13 protein-coding genes and 1 pseudogene are annotated in these 18,345 nt (G+C 61.2%); 7 read left to right on the forward strand and 7 right to left on the reverse strand.

Going from position 1 to position 18,345, the window contains the following annotated elements:
- The first annotated feature begins 216 nt into the window (after positions 1 to 216).
- Positions 217 to 1,440 carry a GGDEF domain-containing protein gene (locus JCM21793_RS04425; RefSeq protein ID WP_025029582.1) on the forward strand — a complete coding sequence of 408 codons (1,224 nt, stop codon included), beginning with the start codon at positions 217 to 219 and terminating at the stop codon, positions 1,438 to 1,440.
- 16 nt (positions 1,441 to 1,456) lie between these two features.
- Here the strand turns inward: JCM21793_RS04425 and JCM21793_RS24115 are convergent.
- Positions 1,457 to 2,367: pseudogene (locus JCM21793_RS24115) on the reverse strand (LysR substrate-binding domain-containing protein).
- A gap of 108 nt (positions 2,368 to 2,475) precedes the next feature.
- On the opposite strand from JCM21793_RS24115, the gene JCM21793_RS04435 reads away from it, so the two are divergent.
- The 6 genes from JCM21793_RS04435 (at position 2,476) to JCM21793_RS04455 (ending at position 7,355) form a co-directional block, all read left to right on the forward strand.
- Complete coding sequence (locus tag JCM21793_RS04435; RefSeq protein WP_025029583.1) at positions 2,476 to 2,982, forward strand: TRAP transporter small permease; 507 nt, start codon at positions 2,476 to 2,478, stop codon at positions 2,980 to 2,982.
- A 15-nt stretch (positions 2,983 to 2,997) separates the two neighbouring features.
- Complete coding sequence (locus JCM21793_RS24120) at positions 2,998 to 4,008, forward strand: TRAP transporter large permease (RefSeq protein ID WP_202901399.1); 1,011 nt, start codon at positions 2,998 to 3,000, stop codon at positions 4,006 to 4,008.
- 43 nt (positions 4,009 to 4,051) lie between these two features.
- Positions 4,052 to 4,273 carry a TRAP transporter large permease subunit gene (locus JCM21793_RS30860; protein ID WP_202901400.1) on the forward strand — a complete coding sequence of 74 codons (222 nt, stop codon included), beginning with the start codon at positions 4,052 to 4,054 and terminating at the stop codon, positions 4,271 to 4,273.
- Positions 4,274 to 4,303: 30 nt separating this feature from the next.
- Positions 4,304 to 5,134 (forward strand): creatininase family protein, encoded by an 831-nt coding sequence (locus tag JCM21793_RS04445; protein WP_007006857.1) that lies wholly within the window; start codon positions 4,304 to 4,306, stop codon positions 5,132 to 5,134.
- Positions 5,131 to 6,081 carry a TRAP transporter substrate-binding protein gene (locus tag JCM21793_RS04450; protein ID WP_025029584.1) on the forward strand — a complete coding sequence of 317 codons (951 nt, stop codon included), beginning with the start codon at positions 5,131 to 5,133 and terminating at the stop codon, positions 6,079 to 6,081. Before JCM21793_RS04445 ends, JCM21793_RS04450 begins: the two co-directional genes overlap by 4 nt.
- 83 nt (positions 6,082 to 6,164) lie before the next feature.
- Entirely contained in the window at positions 6,165 to 7,355 is a 1,191-nt protein-coding gene (locus JCM21793_RS04455; protein ID WP_007006855.1) for a M20 metallopeptidase family protein, read from the forward strand.
- Positions 7,356 to 7,431: 76 nt separating this feature from the next.
- Here JCM21793_RS04455 and JCM21793_RS04460 read toward each other — a convergent pair whose 3' ends face one another.
- The 6 genes from JCM21793_RS04460 to JCM21793_RS28100 all read right to left on the reverse strand — a co-directional run.
- Positions 7,432 to 8,220: an FAD binding domain-containing protein gene (locus tag JCM21793_RS04460; RefSeq protein ID WP_025029585.1), complete on the reverse strand. Its 789-nt coding sequence runs from the start codon at positions 8,218 to 8,220 to the stop codon at positions 7,432 to 7,434.
- A gap of 11 nt (positions 8,221 to 8,231) precedes the next feature.
- Entirely contained in the window at positions 8,232 to 10,595 is a 2,364-nt protein-coding gene (locus JCM21793_RS04465) for a xanthine dehydrogenase family protein molybdopterin-binding subunit (protein ID WP_025029586.1), read from the reverse strand.
- Between the two features lie 13 nt (positions 10,596 to 10,608).
- Positions 10,609 to 11,088 carry a (2Fe-2S)-binding protein gene (locus JCM21793_RS04470; RefSeq protein WP_007006851.1) on the reverse strand — a complete coding sequence of 160 codons (480 nt, stop codon included), beginning with the start codon at positions 11,086 to 11,088 and terminating at the stop codon, positions 10,609 to 10,611.
- Between the two features lie 389 nt (positions 11,089 to 11,477).
- Positions 11,478 to 12,650, reverse strand: a complete 1,173-nt coding sequence (locus tag JCM21793_RS04475) for an ABC transporter substrate-binding protein (protein ID WP_025029587.1) — start codon at positions 12,648 to 12,650, stop codon at positions 11,478 to 11,480.
- Between the two features lie 21 nt (positions 12,651 to 12,671).
- Positions 12,672 to 13,028: a hypothetical protein gene (locus JCM21793_RS04480; RefSeq protein ID WP_007006849.1), complete on the reverse strand. Its 357-nt coding sequence runs from the start codon at positions 13,026 to 13,028 to the stop codon at positions 12,672 to 12,674.
- 217 nt (positions 13,029 to 13,245) lie between these two features.
- Positions 13,246 to 18,345 (reverse strand): DUF5801 repeats-in-toxin domain-containing protein (locus tag JCM21793_RS28100; RefSeq protein ID WP_025029588.1); only part of this gene is annotated, 5,100 nt, incomplete at its 5' end.

Raw genomic sequence — 18,345 nt, forward strand, 5'->3', positions numbered from 1 at the left:
CTCTGCCGGCCCCCTTAACCCACAAGTTCCTATCGGCCAATGGCCTCAAAACGGGGCCGGTTGGTGCAGCCGGCTCAAACAGTTTTGACAACTACACTGGATTGCGTCGCCGGCGACCCTTCAACCTTTGTTATGAATCTGACATTAGGGAAGGCATGAAGGGACTTTGAGCGACGCGCCCATGGCGAGACGCTTCGTAGCATGCTGGATACCCCAATGGAGAATAGCCCTGCGATCAGCATGACCGGCTTGATCGGTCCAACGATCATGCTCGTCTTTGCAATCGGATTTATATGGGTGTGGTTGGTGGACAGGCGTCACAGGCATTCCGCCACTCTCGCCGGTGCCTGCGCCCTTTTTGGTCTCGGGATGCTTTCCCAGGTCCTGCAATGGCCCTCAGGCGTCGGTCCGAACGCGCTCTTCTCCGGCTTTCTCTATACGCTCGCCGTGGTGCTGGCGAGCGAGGGGATGTTACGACGCGCCGGCAAACGGCTGGGCCTCGTGGCCAGCGTGCTCCTGCTGGGCGCAATCATGGCGCTGTTATGGTATTTCGCCTATATCCAGCCCAATCTTCTGATGCGCATTTACGTGCAGAATTTCAGCTATGGTGCCATTCTCTTCATCGTCGCATTGCGCATCCTGCCGGCCCGCAATGCCGGCAGGGCTGATCACATTCTCTTTTGGGTGCTGCTTGCCTTCGCCCTGCACTTCTTTCCCAGAACCCTCCTGACCGCAGGGCGCTCACTGCCGATGCTGAGCGTGGCGCCCGGGAACTCGCTTTTCTGGCAGACACTGCAGCTTTCGCTCTCCGTCATGGGCGCGGCACTCGCACTGACCGTTCTCGCCACCATCCTGACGGACGTGATGGATGAGCTGCGGCACGACCGGGACCGTGACGGGCTGACGGGCGTGCTGAACCGGCGGGGCTTTGAAGAACAGGCGCAAGGCCATGTGAAATCACGGCGCAGAGCTCCGCTTTCTCTCATCGTCTGCGATCTGGATCACTTCAAGCAGATCAATGACACCCATGGCCACCATGTCGGCGACGCCGCCCTGAGAGCCTTCGGCGACATGCTGCAGAAATGCGCGCGCTCCAGCGACATTGTCGGCCGGATTGGCGGTGAGGAATTTGCCCTGCTCCTGCCGCACACGGATATTGAGGGGGCGCGCGACCTGGCCGAGCGTCTGCGCAGCGGTCTTTCCTCTACCACGCTCTCGATCAATCAGAAGAGTGTTCATCTTTCGGCGAGTTTCGGCATCGTTCACAAGAGCGCCGACGACGATCTTGCAACGCTTCTCAGGCGGGCCGACGACCATCTCTACGGTGCGAAGCAGGCGGGCCGCGATCGTGTACTGTCCGACCCCGTGGCAGGTTCATACCAGGGCAGTACGGAACCCCTTCAATCCGACCCGTCCGAGAGCCCTGCATCGAGCGCCTGAAATTCATGCGCGGGTTTCAGTGGCCGGTTTCGCCGACGGCAGCCAGCGTGCATCTCACGAAATCGCGCACAAACGGGTTCATGCTGTCTTCGCGCCAGGCGACAACCAGCGAGACGGCCTTGGGCAACTTCGGGAGCTCGCGATAAACCACATTCTCCATCGGCGTCATGACAACCCAGGCCGGGACGATGCCGACACCGATGCCGCTGACGCCATGGCGACGACCGTCATGGTGTGGCTGACCTCCTGCACCACTTTGGGGACGAAGCCTGCCTTGCGGCAATGCTGCAGCACCACATCCTGATAGCTCACGCCGACGATGGAGGAATAGGTGATGAAGTTTTCATCGCGCAGATCCTCGACTTCGAGGCTCTCGCGGGAGGCAAGGTGGGATTCTGCCGGGAGCACGGCGACGAACCCCTCCCGGTAAATCTCCCGGTAGGCAATGCCCGAGGCCGTGCGCGGCGGACGCACGAATGCCACGTCGATCTTGCGGTCCTTCAAAAGCGCAAGCTGCTCTTCCGTGGTGTGGATCTGCATGTCGATCAGGACCGAAGGGTTGCGCCGGCTGAACTCGCGCATGGCTTTCGACATGAAATTGTAGAGGCCGACATAGACGGCGGCAATGCGCAGGCGGCCGGAGGAGAGACCGCCGGCCGCCTGGGTCTCTCGAATGCCCTCCTCCAGCGACACCAGCACCTGCTGCGCCTTCTCGAAGAGAACGCGGCCAGCGGGCGTGAGTGTCACGCTGCGGGTGGTGCGGTCGAACAGGCGAACGCCAAGCCGCTGCTCCAGCTGGCGTATCTGCTGGCTAAGGGGCGCCTGCGAAACGCCCAGCATCTCCGCCGCCCGGCCGAAATGCAGCTCCTGCGCGACCCGCATGAAGTAACGCAAATGGCGGAATTCTATGGCGCCGAGTGACTGCATCGCTGCCTCTTATTAATATCTGAAAGAGAAAAATAGCCTTCATAAATATATTGGACAACCAATATCGGCACATGCTTCCGTAAATGAAACTGGACCGGGAGGGTCTTCGTGAACGACCAGAAACCAATTGATCTCGCACGACCGCTGCGGATCGCTGTTGGCCTCATGCTCATCGTCGTGGTGGGTGTGACGCTGCTGCAGATCATCCTGCGTTACTTCTTCAACGCACCGCTCGTCTGGAGCGAGGAACTGGCAAAACTGCTCATCGTCTGGATCGCCTTTATCGGCGCGGCCGCTGTCTGCTGGGATGGCCGCCATCTGAACGTCGATGTCTTCTTTCTGATGCTGCCGCCCAGGGCGCGCAACCTGCTGCGCTATGTCAATGCGCTCATCTCCGTCGGCTTTCTCGCCATTCTCGGCTGGACCAGCGTGAAGCTGGTGATCCTGGAGAACATGCAGGATCTCTCCGCCCTTCCGCTGCCTGCGGGTGTCGTGCGGCTGGCGGCAACGGTGGGCGCTGTCCTGATGATCGCGGGGATCGTCGGGCGCATCGTCTATGTCCGTCCGATGCACCGCCAGACAGACCCGGCCTATGGCCATGAAGACCCTATGTGATCCGCGGACAATATAATGCTGACCATTTCGATTATCGGACTGCTTCTGGTCCTTCTGTTCATGGGGCTGCCGCTGGTCTTCGCCATCGGTGCATCCTCCATGGTCTACTTCTTCTTTGCCGACATCAATCTGGCGCTCCTGACCCAGCGCATGACGGCCTCGATCAACTCCTTTCTCATTCTGGCCATTCCGTTCTTCTTCCTGGCCGGCGAGTTGATGAATGCGTGCAAACTGACCGACCGCATCATCGCGCTGGCGAAGGCTCTGGTCGGGCACATCCATGGCGGTCTGGCGCAGGTCAACATCTTTGCCAGCCTGATCTTCTCCGGCATGTCGGGCTCGCCCACAGCCGACACGACCGCGCTCGGCTCCGTGCTCATTCCGGCCATGAAGAAAGAAGGGTATCCGGCCCCCTTCTCCGCCGCCGTGACCGTCGCCTCCTCCATGGTGGGGCCAATGATCCCGCCGAGTGTTGCGCTCGTGATCTATGGCACGCTGGCGAACGTCTCGATCGGCCGTCTGCTTCTGGCGGGTATTTTGCCGGGTTTCGTGATCATCGGCACGCAGATGCTGTTCACATATTTTTATGCGCGCAAACGTGACTTCCCGCGCTACGAGCGGGCGACGCTGCCGGAGCTTGCGACTGCGATCAAGGGCGGCGGGCCGGCCATTCTCTTCCCGGTCATCATTGTGGCGGGCATTCTGTTCGGTATCTTTTCCCCCACCGAGGCGGCGGCTGTCGCGGTGCTTTACGGCCTTCTGCTCAGCCTTTTTTACCGCAATGTGAAAGGGGCCGACATCTGGGGTGCCATTCAGAACACGGCGCTCGGCACGGCACGCATTCTATCCATCATCGCAGTGGCTTCGGCCTTTTCGTGGATCATGGTGCGCGAGCAGGTGCCGCTGGCCATCGCCGATGGCATCTCCACCATCTCGGAGAACCCGGTGATCGCGCTCTTCGTGATCGTTGCCATGCTTCTCGCGTCGGGCTTCTCATGGTCGCGTCCTCTGCCGAGATCGTTCTGACGCCGATCCTCGTTCCGGTGATCCTGCAATTCGGCATCGACCGGTGCATTTCGGCGTGCTGATGGTGTTCAGCCTGATCATCGGCGGCGCAACACCGCCTGTGGGTGTGCTGATGTTCATCGCGCAGGACATCGCCAAGATATCGCACGGCCAGATGGTGAAGGCGATGCTGCCCTTCTACATCCCGCTTTTCACCGCGGTCGTGCTGCTGGTCCTGTTCCCGCAGATCAGCCTTTTCCTTCCCAACCTCGTGTTCGGAAACTGAGCGTTCAATGACTTTGGAGTCCATGCATCAATGAGTACCGCGAAGAAGCACCTTCTGGAGGACATGACCTTTCTGGAATTCCAGGAGCGGATGGGCGAGGATCCGGTGATCCTCATCCCCCTTGGCTCACAGGAAATCCAGGGGCCGATGGTGCCGATGGGCGACTTCATGCTGACCCGTGAAATCGCCAGCCGCGTGGCGGAGAAAAGCGGGGCCATTGCGGCACCCACCATGCCTTTTGGTTATGCGGAATATTTCCGCTCGGTACCGGGTGGCATCGCGCTTTCGGCCGATGCGTTCCGCGCCACGCTGCTCGACATGCTCGACAATTTTCTCGACCACGGGCTCACGAAGCTTGTGATCGTCAACGGCCACAGCGGCAATGCCCCGTTGATCGACCAGGTCATACGCGCGGTCCGGCGCGACCATGACGTGCTGGTTCCCTGCATCAATCTCTGGCGTTCGATTCCCGATGCCCTCTGGCAAGAGGTCCATGGCGAGTTCGGCAAGAAGGCGTTTGCGCATGGCGGCGACCCGATCACTTCGGTCTATCTGCACCTTTTCCCGGATCTCACCCGCATGGATGCCGTGGAGATCGATGCCCAGTTCGGCAAGATGATCGACCTGCCCACTGCCGGGCTTGCCGCGGTGCGCTTTCAGGGCACGGAGATCGGCCTGCCGGTCAATGTGGACGATCACTGCTCCAACGGCATTGCCGGGGGTGATGCGTCCCGCTCGTCGGCTGATAAGGGCGAACGCTTCGTCGATCACCTCGTGACGTTCTGCTCCGACTTTGTGGAGCACATGCGGTCCGTTTCTTCATCCACAAAAGCGAAATCAAAAGGGGAGTATGCAGCATGAAGATGAAAGCACTCGCACTCAGCGCCGTTCTTCTGGCGACGGCCAGCGCACAGGCGGACGAAATCCGCTATGCGCTCTGGGCCCAGCCGGGCGAGGCACAGTATGAAGGCGCCCAGGAGTTCAAGCGCGTGGTGGAGGAGAACTCCGATCACACGGTGACGATTTTCCCGGGCGATCAGTTGGGCACCCCGCGTGAGGTTTATGCGCAGATGGCGCTCGGCTCGACGCAGATGCTGGCAAGCGGCGACCCCGGCCTCAAGGAAATCGAATATCTCGCCCTGCCCTATCTGATGAACGGCATCGACAACTACAAGAAGGTGCTCGATACGGATTTCGGCAAGGAATGGAACGAGCGGCTCACCGCTGAGCGTCAGGTGCGGATGCTCGGTTTCATGCCACGCAGCCCGCGCCAGATCAGCGCCAATGTGGTCATCAATTCCATGGACGACCTTAGCGGCCTGAAGCTGCGCGCACCGGAACGCGACTACTATGTGGAATCGCTGCGCGCGCTGGGCGCCAACCCCACACCGATGGCCTTCGCTGAGGTTTACACCGCCTTGCAGACCGGCATTGTCGACGGGCAGGAAAACCCGGTTGAGACCATCTACGCGCAGAAATTCTATGAAGTGCAGAAGGGCGTGGCGATGGTCGATTACATCAACAAGCCCGCTTATGTCGTCATCAGCGATCAGTTCTGGCAGGGCCTTTCGGAGGAAGATCAGGCGCTTCTCCAGAAGGCCAACGACGCCTCGACCGCAAAGGTTGACGAGCTGATGCCGGACCAGACCAAGAAATACATCGCCGAGATGGAAGCGGCCGGCGTGACGGTCACCCATCCCGACAAGACGCCGTTCATGGAAGCCACGCAGTCCGTGCGTGACGACCTTGGCAAGGGTGTCTGGGGCGAAGACGTCTATAAGCAGATCGTCGCAATCGGCAAAGAATAGCCGATCCCCTGACGACAACTGCCGGCGTGGTCCTGACAGGCTGCGCCGGCCATTTTTTACTTTCCGAGGACTGCAGCCCAGCCATGAGTGAAGAGCAAAACCTGCGCGCGCGCATTGAAGAGATCACAGCCGAGATCACACCGCGCCTGATCGAAATCCGCCGGCAGCTCCATGCCAATCCGGAGCTCGGCTTCGAGGAGTACGAGACCTCGGCGCTGGTGATGCGGGAGCTGACACGTCTCGGAGTCGATCATCGCTCCGGCATCGGAAAAACCGGTGTCGCAGCCACCATCGGACAGGGCAACGGCAAGACGATCGGAATTCGTGGCGACATGGACGCGCTGCCGATCGAAGAAACCGCTTCGCCGGAATATAAATCGCGCAACCCGGGCAAGATGCACGCCTGTGGGCACGACGCACACACGGCCATTGCGCTTGGTGTGAGCGAAGTGCTGGCACGCCTTGCAGATGCGTTGCCGGGCCGGGCGCTGATGGTGTTTCAGCCGGCGGAGGAAGGACTGGGCGGCGCGCGCGCCATGCTGGAGGACGGTCTGTTCGAGTGGGTCGAACCCGACATCATGCTCGGCTACCACAACTGGCCGCTGATCGACGGCGGCACGATCGGCTATCATCCGAAAACGGCCTTCGCTTCCACCGATCCGTTCGACATCACGATCACCGGCCAGTCAGGCCATGGGGCGCATCCGCATCTGGCGGTCGACCCGATCGTCGCTGCCGGCAACCTCGTTTCCTCGCTCCAAACGATCGTTGCCCGCGAGATCGCCCCGCTGGAAGCGGCGGTGGTGACCGTCGGCTCGATCAAGGGTGGATCGGCACGCAACCAGATCCCCGACAGTGTGACGCTTGAAGGCACGACGCGCAGCCAGAACCCCGCCGTGCGCGAGGCGGTAAAGGCCGCCATTGAACGCGTCTGCGCAGGCATCGCGCTGACCCATCGGGTGACCTGCGAGCCGACCTTCCTGACCGGCGTTCCGCCTGTGGTGAACGATCCCGAAATCCTGCAGCCTGTGCTTGAGACCGCACGACGCATGATCGGCGACGACAAGGTGATCGAACTGCCGCAGGGCTCCATGGGCAGTGAGGATTACGCGGAGTTTTCTACCCGTGTGCCAAGCGCTCATCTGAGGATCGGCTCGCGTCTCAAGGACCGAAAGACGATGCTCCATCGTAGCGATTTCGACCTGGACGAGGCGTGTATTCCAACGGCGGTGAAGGCCATCGCGGCAGCGGCCATCGACCTCATGAAGCGCTGAACCCGCCTCAGACAATCTCTTTTATCCCACGACAAAGCCCGGACAGTTGCCCGGGCTTTGCTGCTTCCGCTTCTGTTCAAGCGATCGCGCGTTTGGCCATCGCCCGGATCAGATTGGCGCGGTAGGCAGCATCGCAATGGATGTCGGACATGAGCCCGTCAGCCGAGATTTTCACCCCGTCCACCGCAGCGGCTGACCAGTCCTTCGACAGGGCCTGTTCGAGCCCCTCATGACGGAACACGCCATCCGACCCTGCCCCTGTGACGGCAACGCGTACCGCACCGCCGCCTTTGGAGACGAAGACGCCGGTCATCGCATAGCGTGAGGCGGGGTTGGGGAACTTTGCGTAGCCGCAGGTTTCCGGTGCGTCGAAACTGACGGCGGTGATGATCTCGCCTTCATCAAGCCCGGTCGAGAACAGCCCGGTGAAGAACTCATCCGCGGCAATCTCGCGCCGGTTTGTGTGGATCGTGGCTGCGAGCGCCAGAAGACCCGCCGGATAGTCTGCCGCGGGGTCGTTGTTGGCTATGGAGCCGCCGATGGTTCCCTGATGGCGAACGGCCGGGTCACCGATGCCGCCGGCCAGCTTGACGATGGCGGGGCAGACCTTTGCGAGTTCGGCGTTTTCGGCGACCGCCGCATGGGTGGTCATGGCACCGATGGTGACCTTGCGCCCCGAGACTTTCACGCCCACAAGATCGGCAATACCGCGCAGGTCGATAAGGTCCGAAGGCGCCGCAAGCCGGTGCTTCATGGTCGGAAGCAGGGTCTGGCCGCCGGCAAGCAACTGCCCGTCGGAGGCGGCAGAGAATTTCGCAGCCGCATCGTCGACGCTTGCGGCACGGTGATAGGTTACATCATACATGGTGGGCCTCCCTATTCTGCCGCGATCTTTGCCGAAGCGGCCTGCAATGCGGCCCAGACGCGCGGCGGCGTGGCCGGCATCTGGAGATCATTGTTGCCGATTGCATCGGTGATGGCGTTGATGACCGCCGGCGGTGTGCCGATGGCGCCCGCCTCGCCGCAGCCCTTCATGCCGAGCGGGTTTGACGGGCTCTTGGTGGAATGGTGGTGAATGGCGAAACTCGGCACATTGTCGGCGCGCGGCATGGTGTAATCCATGTAGCTGGCCGACAGGAGCTGGCCGTCTTCGTCATAGACCACGTTTTCAAGCATGGCCTGACCGACACCCTGGGCGATGCCGCCATGCACCTGGCCCTCCACGATCATCGGGTTGATGATGGTGCCGAAATCATCCGAGGCGACGAACTGGACGATCTTCGTCTCACCCGTTTCGGTGTCCACCTCCACTTCGCAGACATAGGTGCCTGCGGGGAAGGTGAAATTGGTGGGATCGTAGAACGCCCCCTCCTTCAGCCCCGGTTCCATACCGGCAGGCAGATTGTGGGCGGTGTAAGCGGCAAGACCAACCTCGTGCCAAGCCATGGACCGGTCGGTGCCGGCCACCTTCACCTCGCCGTTCTCCACGACGAGATCGTCCTCGGAGACTTCAAGCACATGGGCGGCGATCTTCTTGACCTTGGCCTCGACCTTGTCGAGCGCCTTGACGATGGCCGAGAGACCGACCGGGCCGGAGCGCGAACCATAGGTGCCCATGCCAAACTGCACCTTGTCGGTGTCGCCATGCACGATCTGAATGTTGTCGATGGGCAGTCCGAAACGCTCCGCCACCACCTGGGCGAAGGTGGTTTCATGCCCCTGCCCGTGGCTGTGGCTGCCGGTCAGGACCTCGATTGTGCCGACGGGATTGACCCGCACCTCGGCACTCTCCCAAAGGCCGACACCAGCGCCTAGCGAACCGACCGCCGCCGAGGGCGCGATGCCGCAGGCTTCGATATAGGAGGCGAGCCCGATGCCGCGCAGCTTTCCACGTTTGGCCGCTTCCGCGCGCCGGGCGGGGAAGCCCTTGTAATCAGCCGCCTCCAGCGCCTGATCGAGATTGCCGGCAAAGTCGCCTGCATCATAGGTCATGATGACGGGCGTCTCATGCGGGAACTGGCGGATGAAATTCGCGCGGCGCAGTTCTGCCGGGTCGACTCCCAGTTCGCGCGCGGCCGTTTCCATGATGCGTTCGACAAGGAAGCAGGCTTCGGGGCGGCCTGCGCCGCGATAGGCATCCACCGGCGCGGTGTTGGTGTAGACCGTGCGCACATTGCAGTAGATGTTGGCGATGTCGTACTGGCCCGAAAGCAGGGTCGCATAGAGATAGGTCGGCACCGCCGAAGAAAAGAGCGACATATAGGCGCCGAGATTGGCGATGGTGTCGACCTTCAGACCAACGATGCGGTTCTGCGCATCGAAGCCGATCTTCGCCGTGGACACATGATCGCGGCCATGCGCATCTGTAAGGAACGCCTCGGACCGGCTGGATGTCCATTTGACCGAACGTCTGGTCTTCATGGACGCCCACAGGCAGGCGATCTCCTCCGGGTAGATGTAGATCTTGGAGCCGAAGCCGCCGCCCACATCGGGGGCGATGACACGCAGCTTGTGCTCTGGCGCGACCTGATAAAAGGCGGAGAGCACCAGCCTCGCCACGTGTGGGTTCTGGCTGGTGGTGTAGAGCGTATAGTGATCTTCCGCCTCGTCATAGGTGGCGATTGCCGAACGCGGCTCCATCGGATTTGGCGACAGGCGGTTGTTGAGGATCTTCATCTCGGTGACATGGGCGGCACCGGCAAGCGCCTTGTCGACGGCGGCCTCTTCGCCCAGCCCCCAGTCGAAGATGAGGTTTCCGGGCGCATTGTCATGAACCTGCGGTGCACCGTCTTTCAGCGCATCGACCGCATGCACGACGGCCGGGAGTTCTTCATAATCCACTTCCACGGCTTCGGCAGCAGCGCGTGCCTGGGCCTGCGTCTCGGCCACGACGAGAACGACCGCATCACCCACATAGCGCACCTTGTCGGTGGCGAGTGCGGACCAGGCGCCCATGTTCATGGGATTGCCGTCCTTCGAGTTGACAGCCCAGCCGCAGATGAGGTTTCCGATACCGTCATCGGTCAGTTGCTTGCCGTTGAGGACGGCAATCACACCGTCCATCTTCTCCGCTTCGGCGGTGTCGATGGATTTGACCTTTGCGTGGGCATGCGGACTGCGCACGAAGGCAGCATAGGACTGCCGTTCATTGCGAATGTCGTCGGTGTACCGGCCCTTGCCGGTAATGAAGCGCTTGTCTTCCTTACGAAGGACGCGGGCGCCGATGCCTTGTTCGCTCATCTCATGTCCTCCCTCAGCTCGCAGCCATCTTCGCCGCGCCATCCTGAATGGCTCGGACGATGTTGTGATAGCCGGTGCAGCGGCAGATATTGCCTTCCAGCTCGTGGCGGATTGCCTCTTCCGTCAGTTCCTTGCCGGCTGCCCTGTAGCGGGCCACCATGTCAGTCGCCGACATGATCATGCCCGGCGTGCAGAAGCCGCATTGCAGGCCATGGTTTTCCTTGAACGCCGCCTGCATGGGATGGAGTTCGCCATTGGCCAGCCCCTCAATCGTCGTGACTTCCGCGCCTTCGGCGGAGGCGGCGAGCATGGTGCAGCTCTTTACCGCACGCCCGTTGACATGAACGACACAGGCCCCGCACTGGCTGGTGTCGCAGCCCACATGCGTGCCGGTGAGGCGTAGATGCTCGCGCAGGAAATCCACCAAAAGCGTATTGTCCGGCACAGAGGCGCGCGCCGCCCTGCCGTTCACCGTCATCGAGATTTCGGTCATGTATTCCTCCCTTGCCTCGGGCTCGTTGCCGCGAATGCGGAACAGCGTCCTAGGTTGCGATGTGCCCTGCTCCTTCAAATGGATCAGCGAAGCTGCAGGACAATCCGGTCGTAGGTCGGCGCGATGGACACCGCGTCAACGCGAAAAGGCCTGATAAAGCCGGCAAGCCGGAGCTGCGCGCACGCCGGGCAAAGCGCCGCGTACACACATCAAGCGCGACGACAATGCGGACAATGAGAACAGAAACCGCCAAGCCACGCCTCCCGCGCAAGCCTGCGACCGCGCCAGACAGCCGAAAGCCTTATCCAGTTCACTCCCGGAAATCATTTAAGCGGCGTTTTTGGCGAAAGCCAAGGCCTATTCAGGTATAGGCGAAGAAGAAACCAAGATCAGAAACCTTCGGGAGCCGGATCCTGCAATTTGAAAGCATTGCCTTCCACCCGGTAGATGGAGCAATTCCGCTCGACCGCACCGGAGCTGGTGAATCGAAACGAGCCAAGAACGCCACGAAAGCCGGATCGCGCAGTCAGCGTTCCAGCCGTCAGCCCGGCAGCGCCCCTGGCCCGTGCAATGCCGATAGCGAGGGCTGCCGCATCGAACCCATAGGCAGCGTCCTTCGTCATTGCCCGACCATACTTTGTCCGGAAGCTCTGGGTGACGTCTCCCACAGCGAACTGGTCGACACGGCACATCAGCACCCCCGCGACGGCAGGACCGGGAGATATCTCGGGTGTTGAAAGAACCAGCGCATTGCCTGGCAGCGCCCCGGTGGCCCGTAGCCCGGCCAATGTGGCGCCGGGTGCCTTCAAACCCGGCGCAAGAACGACAGCCTCGGCGGCCTGAAGCTGTGCAGCCTTGCCTGCCAGCTCATCGGTGGAATTTGCCGCGACGGGCAGGTTTGCGATGATGTTGCCACCCTTCGCCCTGATGCCGGAGCGCAGCCGATCGAGCGTGGCACCGTCCGCATCGGCTGCGTGTACGATCACGATGTTCCGGCGCCCGGCTCCGATCGCGTAAGCGGCAGCTTCGATGCTGCCGTCCACTTCATCCGACAGGAAGGCGAAGACGCCCGGCCTGCGCGGCACGGCATTCGAAACCAGCGCCATGACGGGCGGGTTCGCGCCACCGGCCGGCAGGGCGCTCAGGAGCCCGGCCTGCGAGGGGCCGATAACGATCTTCGCGCCGTGCTCGACAAGCGTATCGACCGCCCTCTTCGTGTCGGCAGCGTCGGAGCGGGCGTTGTAGATGGCAAGTGTGACCTGATCACCCCCCAGCTGCTCTGCAGCCAGTTTCGCGCCGTCACGATAATCGCGCTCCGAGGCGCGGGCCGAACCGGCAAGGTTCGCCACCATGCCGACTGTCACCGGACCGGAGCCAACCGTTTCGAGCCCCGCGGCGGAAGGAGCAACGCTGGCGTCCTCCACTTTCAGCGTGTCGTCCACACCCGAAGACTGGCAGGCTGCGAGGGCGAGCACGGCACACAGGGCCAGCGACCGCCCCAGCCTCACGGAAAAGCGGAATTTTCCATGACACTCAGGTCGCGTGTCGAATGCGAGGTTCATCAAGGCGCCGGATCAACGGGATCAATACATGTAGCGAACCATGCGGGCATGGAAGCACTCGCATTTGTTCAGATAGTCCTCGTCGCGGTATTCGGATTGCAGATAGCCATAAGCCTTGCCACAGGCGACTTTGGCTTCGGATGCCCACACGAAAGCCGGCCGGCCCGAATTGATCCATTGCGGGCTGTCGGCAACGGCCACGGCCTCATCCATCAGGCGGATGACCTCACCCGTGAGCGAAGCATTGCTCTCAATCGAAAGGAGCCTGGCATTCTGCGCCACCGGGCAATACCCTCCCGTTGAGAGATCGGCGGACTGCACCGGTCCGGCCAGAACGGCCCCGACAATGACTGCAAAACCCAAAGTCAGCTTTTTCATAGGTCCCCCTCGGCGCTCTTCGCCCATGGTGTATTCCCTGGATCGCTTCGGCGTCTCGAGGACTTGATAAGCGATCAAACTGCCTGTTTTCCGCATTTATGCGGACGTCAGGTAAATTCACCTGACTGCAAGAATGCACTAGCCGGAAAATTACACGGTTCCTGCCAGCTTATCAAACCTGCGGCCGCCAACAAGCGGCCGCATCGCCCCATCCTGTTCAGACCGTGCCCGAATTGTCACTGCCGTCATCCTCGTAGAGGATCTTGATGGTGGAAGGTGTCTGCGGCACGTCGAACGTGGCGACCGTCACCCAGTCCTCAGATCCGGCCGTTCCATCGGCATCCACCTGCAACTGCGTAGAATTACCGGGGTTGAGCCTGACATAGTCGGCGACATTGTCCCCCGGACCAATTGAAACGAGCTCTGTCAGGTCTACGACATCTTCCGATCCAAAACCGATGATCGCGTCCGGATCGAGCCCGGCAAGCGCCGACTGATCGAGCACCACCGTGTCCTCGGCATTGTCGATGTCGGTCAGATCGTAGGTGTTCTGCCCCTCCCCGCCGATTAGCAGGTCCGCACCTTCGCCGCCGATGAGAAGATCGTCGCCGTCACCACCGATAAGGGCGTCGTCACCCCCCATGCCGAGCAGCGTCGAACCGCTGTCATTGCCGACAAGAACCTCATCTGCACTGGTTCCGGTGATGACGCTGCCCGATACCCCCGTGACAGTTACATGGCCATCAACCGAGGCCTCTCCCGTTGAGGCGGTATAATCGAACCCGCCGCTGGAGAAGGCCGGGGTCGGGTCGTATTCAACACTGACGTTATCGAAGTAGACATCGGCATACTCATTGCCTTGCTCCTTCGACGTCATCAACCCGCCGAGAGAGAGTGTGTGTTCACCGGCAGAAAGGGTCAGCGTGGTCGAGAAGGTTTGCCAGCCCGTCGACTGATGGTCGGAGTTGCTCGAACTCGAACCGATCAATTCATCAATCACCCCACCCGTTCCAAACGCGTTCCCATCGACGTCGGCGAGCACCCAGACATCGTCCGTATTGTCAGACTGTCCCGATAGGAAGGCGTAGTAATCGAAGGTGATGGTCACGGTGGTCGTGCTGGCAAGGTTGAATGAGCGCGTGAATGCGCCGTTCATGTTCTCGCGGTTAGTACCGTTGTTCCCACCAAGATAAAGAGCCAGCGCACCATCGTTGGCTATGCCGCCCGTCTCTCTTTGACCAGACGCGTCACTCCCAGTCGTCTGGTAGTATCGATCCGAATAATGATTGTCCTCATATGTGAAGCCACCCAGCCCGGCGCTGAAATCTTCATCAACAAACGAAGCCGGTGTATTCGAGGGTGTGAAGACCACGTCATCCGGCAAACTCACGCTTCCATCCTGCGCATTGTCGACTGCCGCCACATGGAGCGGCGCGCCTTTGCCGTCATCGTTGTGGAGCAACGCCTGGGTCGGAATGCTGATCGCGGAATAGTCGGTGATGTTCGTCAAGACGAGATCATCAACAATTTCAGGCGGCGGCAGGACGTTCACCGTCAACTGGGTGGTCGACGTATCTCCATCATTGTCGATGATGACATAGTCGAACGTCTCGGTTCCAGCCGTCGTTCCCGAGTTCGCCTGATAATCCCAGGCACCAGTATTGAAATCGAGTTCGAGCACCCCGCCCAGCGGCGTGTCGACCTCCAGACCGCTGCCCGCCTGAACCGGTTCACCACCATCGTTCGTGATCTGATCGGCATCCGGATTATAGGTGTAGGTCACGCCATCGACCGTGACGGAGAGGATACGCCCGCCGTCCGCGCCGAAGCCGTCATCGTCGCCGCCGCCGGCAGCATTGTCGTCCCCCAACAGGACATTGCCGGAAACGTTCACCTGATTGGCCAGGTCGAGAAGCGCTTCGACAAGATCGTCGAAATTGGAGACCGAGACGACCGTATTGTCACCGTCGGCCTCATCGACATCCTGCAATTGCTCGACATCGATGTTGTTGCCGATACCGACCGTCTGAACCGTCACATCATTGTCCTGAACAAAGTTGTTCCAGGCGGTCTGCGTGCTGCCAAGCAGAGAATGCCCGCCGGCACCGATCTGCTCATTCGGATTGCCATCGCTGAGGAAGAAGACCTGATTGTTGTAATCGGCCAGTGGCGTATAGGTCGCCATCGTTTCCTGGATGGCCGCAGTGAAGTCAGTGCCTCCATTGTAGGGCCGCGACCCGCCTTCAGCAGGATTCCAGGCGTCAATCTGCGCAGCAAAAGACGCGTAATCCGTGAAGGGTCCCGGGGCAGACAAAGCGCTTGATGAAAAGGCGACCAGTTCGATCTGCACGTCACCCGTTGTGCCGCTGAAGAACGCCTGCCCGGCGGCCTTCACGGCATCGAGCATCTGATCGAGTTCACTGTTGCTCACGCTGCCGCTGAAATCGAGCACGAAAGCGATGTTGAAGCTCTCGGTTCCGAGGGTCAGACTAGCCGTGTCAGGCTTCGCCGTCGGTCCGTCGTCAAGGATCGATACGTTCAGGGTGTCAACGGCGGAAACATCGCCATCGTCGTCCGTCGCCCGGATACGGAAGTCATCGGAGACACCTTCAGATGTACCGGTGTCCGGGTTCTGCGGATGGTCGAGCGAGTTCTGGTCGAGTTCATAGGCCCAGGAATAGTTTCCCGCTCCATCAGACGTTACCGTCAACGTCCCATTCGCCCCGACCACATCCACCGGGCTGCCGGCCGTTGCGGCGGTAACGTCGATCCAGTCGCCATTTGCGTTTTGAACCTCCAGTACGGAGAGCGCGTCGCCACTGCCTAGCGCTATGGAAATGCTACCGGTATCCGCAATGCTCGCAATCCCGGCCTCCGAACCCGCGGGAAGCCCCGCTTCATCGACTTCACCATCCGTCACGCTCACCGTCGGGGGCGCGTCCGGCTCCAGGTGAATGTCGATCTGGGCTGCCGCCGTATCGCCGTCACCATCGACGATTTCGATGGGAAGGCTGAAGTCGACCGGGTCGGTGCTGACGACAGAGGTGCCGAAATTGCCCACCTTGAACGGTTGCCCACCACTCCAGTGCGCTTCAAGACTGTTGTAGCCATCTGCCGTGTAGGTCGCGATCGAGGTGTTGTTGACGACACCAGCAACCGTCACCTCCTGGATCCCGCCATTGTTGACGAAATTGACCGTAAAATTGTGCCCGCCCACCGTGACCGGCTGGCCAGTGCCGGGCGTGACGAACACGGTTTGACCACCGTACGATATTGCAACCGCGGTAATGTCCTCCTGGCTACCGTCGCCAACCTGAGTGGCGACCGGTCCGGTGTCGTTGTCGTCAAACGCACGGAAAAGGACGGTGGACTGGCCGGAGCCACCACTTATCCCCGTGAAGTCAATGGAGGCGCCGTTGGTCGTGTAATGCCCATCGAAGGTATGGTCTCGGTTTCCCGGATTCGAGTAATCGCCCGTACCCGCATTGTCGCCGCCAAGGTCCGTCACAAAATCCAGACGAACCCCCTCTCCGCTGTTGACATTGCCACCTGTTCCAACACCACCATTGTTGGCGTTGGTGTTCATCGTGCCGCCATTGTTGCCCGGGTTGAACGAAGCTGCGGGAATTGGCGTCAGGAGCAGATCGGAGCTTCCATCGTCGGCAGGCGTGAAGAAGCCAGCCCATGGTTCGTTGCCGCCTTTGAAGTCATAACCGCCGTCATTGAAATCGACGAAGGACTGACTGTCGACGGTTCCATCCATGTCGACCGAGTAGGTGCCGTTTGCCGGGTCAAGCGTGACCGTGAAAACGGTGGTTCCCCCGGCGCCGCCGATCTTGCCGGTCAGAACCGTCCCGTCTCCCGAAAGATGGTATGTGATGGGCTGACCGCCTGAGGTCATGCCACTGTCCTGCCCCTCGGTGACCGTGAACCGCACCGTGCCGGCACCATCAGCCCCGAAATTGTCGATGACCGACCCGTCCAAATCCAGGTCGAAAACCTGTGGCGTCCCGGCCGAGTTGCTCAGAACCGCATCTTCGGGGACGATGACCGTCGGCCCATCGTCATCGAACCGGATCGAAAGCGCACTGGCGCTTGTCGCCGTGGCCGTGTCGCCATCGGCATCCGTCACCGTCTGGACAACGGAAATGGCCGCAGCGCCGCCAAGGAAGAGCGCATCGTCGTGCGCAGCACCCGGGCCGCCATCGACAGTGTGTTCCAGCGTCTCGTGCTGCGTGACCGTGACCGCGCCCGTCGCGCCATTGATGGAAACCGTGAAGGCGGGCGTGCCGACGCCCCCCCCGGCGCGACCTTCATAGACGGTGTCGGAAACCTTCACGAGAATGATCTCATTCGCAGCACCCGACTGGCCTGTCAGCCAAAGGCCGGTCGCCGCACCGTCGGTCGCGGAGAACGAATAGGCCACTGAGCCGGCGCCATCTGCCCCGAAATCCGGGGTGGCGAACAGGCCCTGGATGTCGCCTGCCTGAATCTGACCGGGGTTGATCCCGTCCGTGCCAGAGCCGCTGCCATCGGATTCATCGAGCACAACCGATGCTGTCTCGCCGGCTGCAGCCTCGGCTTTCGGCACATCGTCGATGATGTCGATGGAGATCGTCCCGGTCGTGGTGTTGCCGAATGCATCGGTGGCGACATAGGTGAAGCTTTCGGCTCCGCTGATGGTCTGAATCCCGTCATCCGCCGTCGCGTTCAGATAGTTCGAACTCAGCGTGTAGGTATAGGTACCGTCGCTGTTGACCTGGATCGAACCATAGGCGCCCGCCGTCACCGCATTGCCGCCGGTCTGCAGGGCGTAGGTGGAAGGCCCGGTGCCGCCGGTCGCCGAGGCCGTACCGCCGGAGGTCTCGTCCGTGGAGCCCGGCAGCGAACCCGTCACCGTTCCCGGGACAAGATCGTCACCGTCCTTGTTGAGGTCCAGCGCCGCTTCATTCACCGTGACCGTGTAGTCGGGCGTCGCCAGACCACTGTCGTTGACATTGATCGTCAGCGTGGTGATGGACGGATCGCCGTCGGCATCGGTGATCGTGTAGGAGAAGACGTCCTGAACGGTACCGCTCGCAACAGCGCCCGGTGTGGACTGGTAGCTGTAGGAGCCGTCGGAGGAGATCGTAAGCGTGCCATACTGGCCGTTGATCACGGTGTTGGTGCCCACATTCGTTGCGCTGCCGCCCGCCGTGGTGGCCACGATGGACGTTACCGTCGCGCCGTCCGCGCCCTGAATATCGGCGACACCATCCGTCGCGTTCGCGTCCGAACCGCCCAAGCCTGTCAGGACATTGCCGTCCGCAATGCCACC

The sequence above is a fragment of the Nitratireductor aquibiodomus NL21 = JCM 21793 genome, assembly GCF_000615975.1.
Classification (GTDB): domain Bacteria; phylum Pseudomonadota; class Alphaproteobacteria; order Rhizobiales; family Rhizobiaceae; genus Nitratireductor; species Nitratireductor aquibiodomus.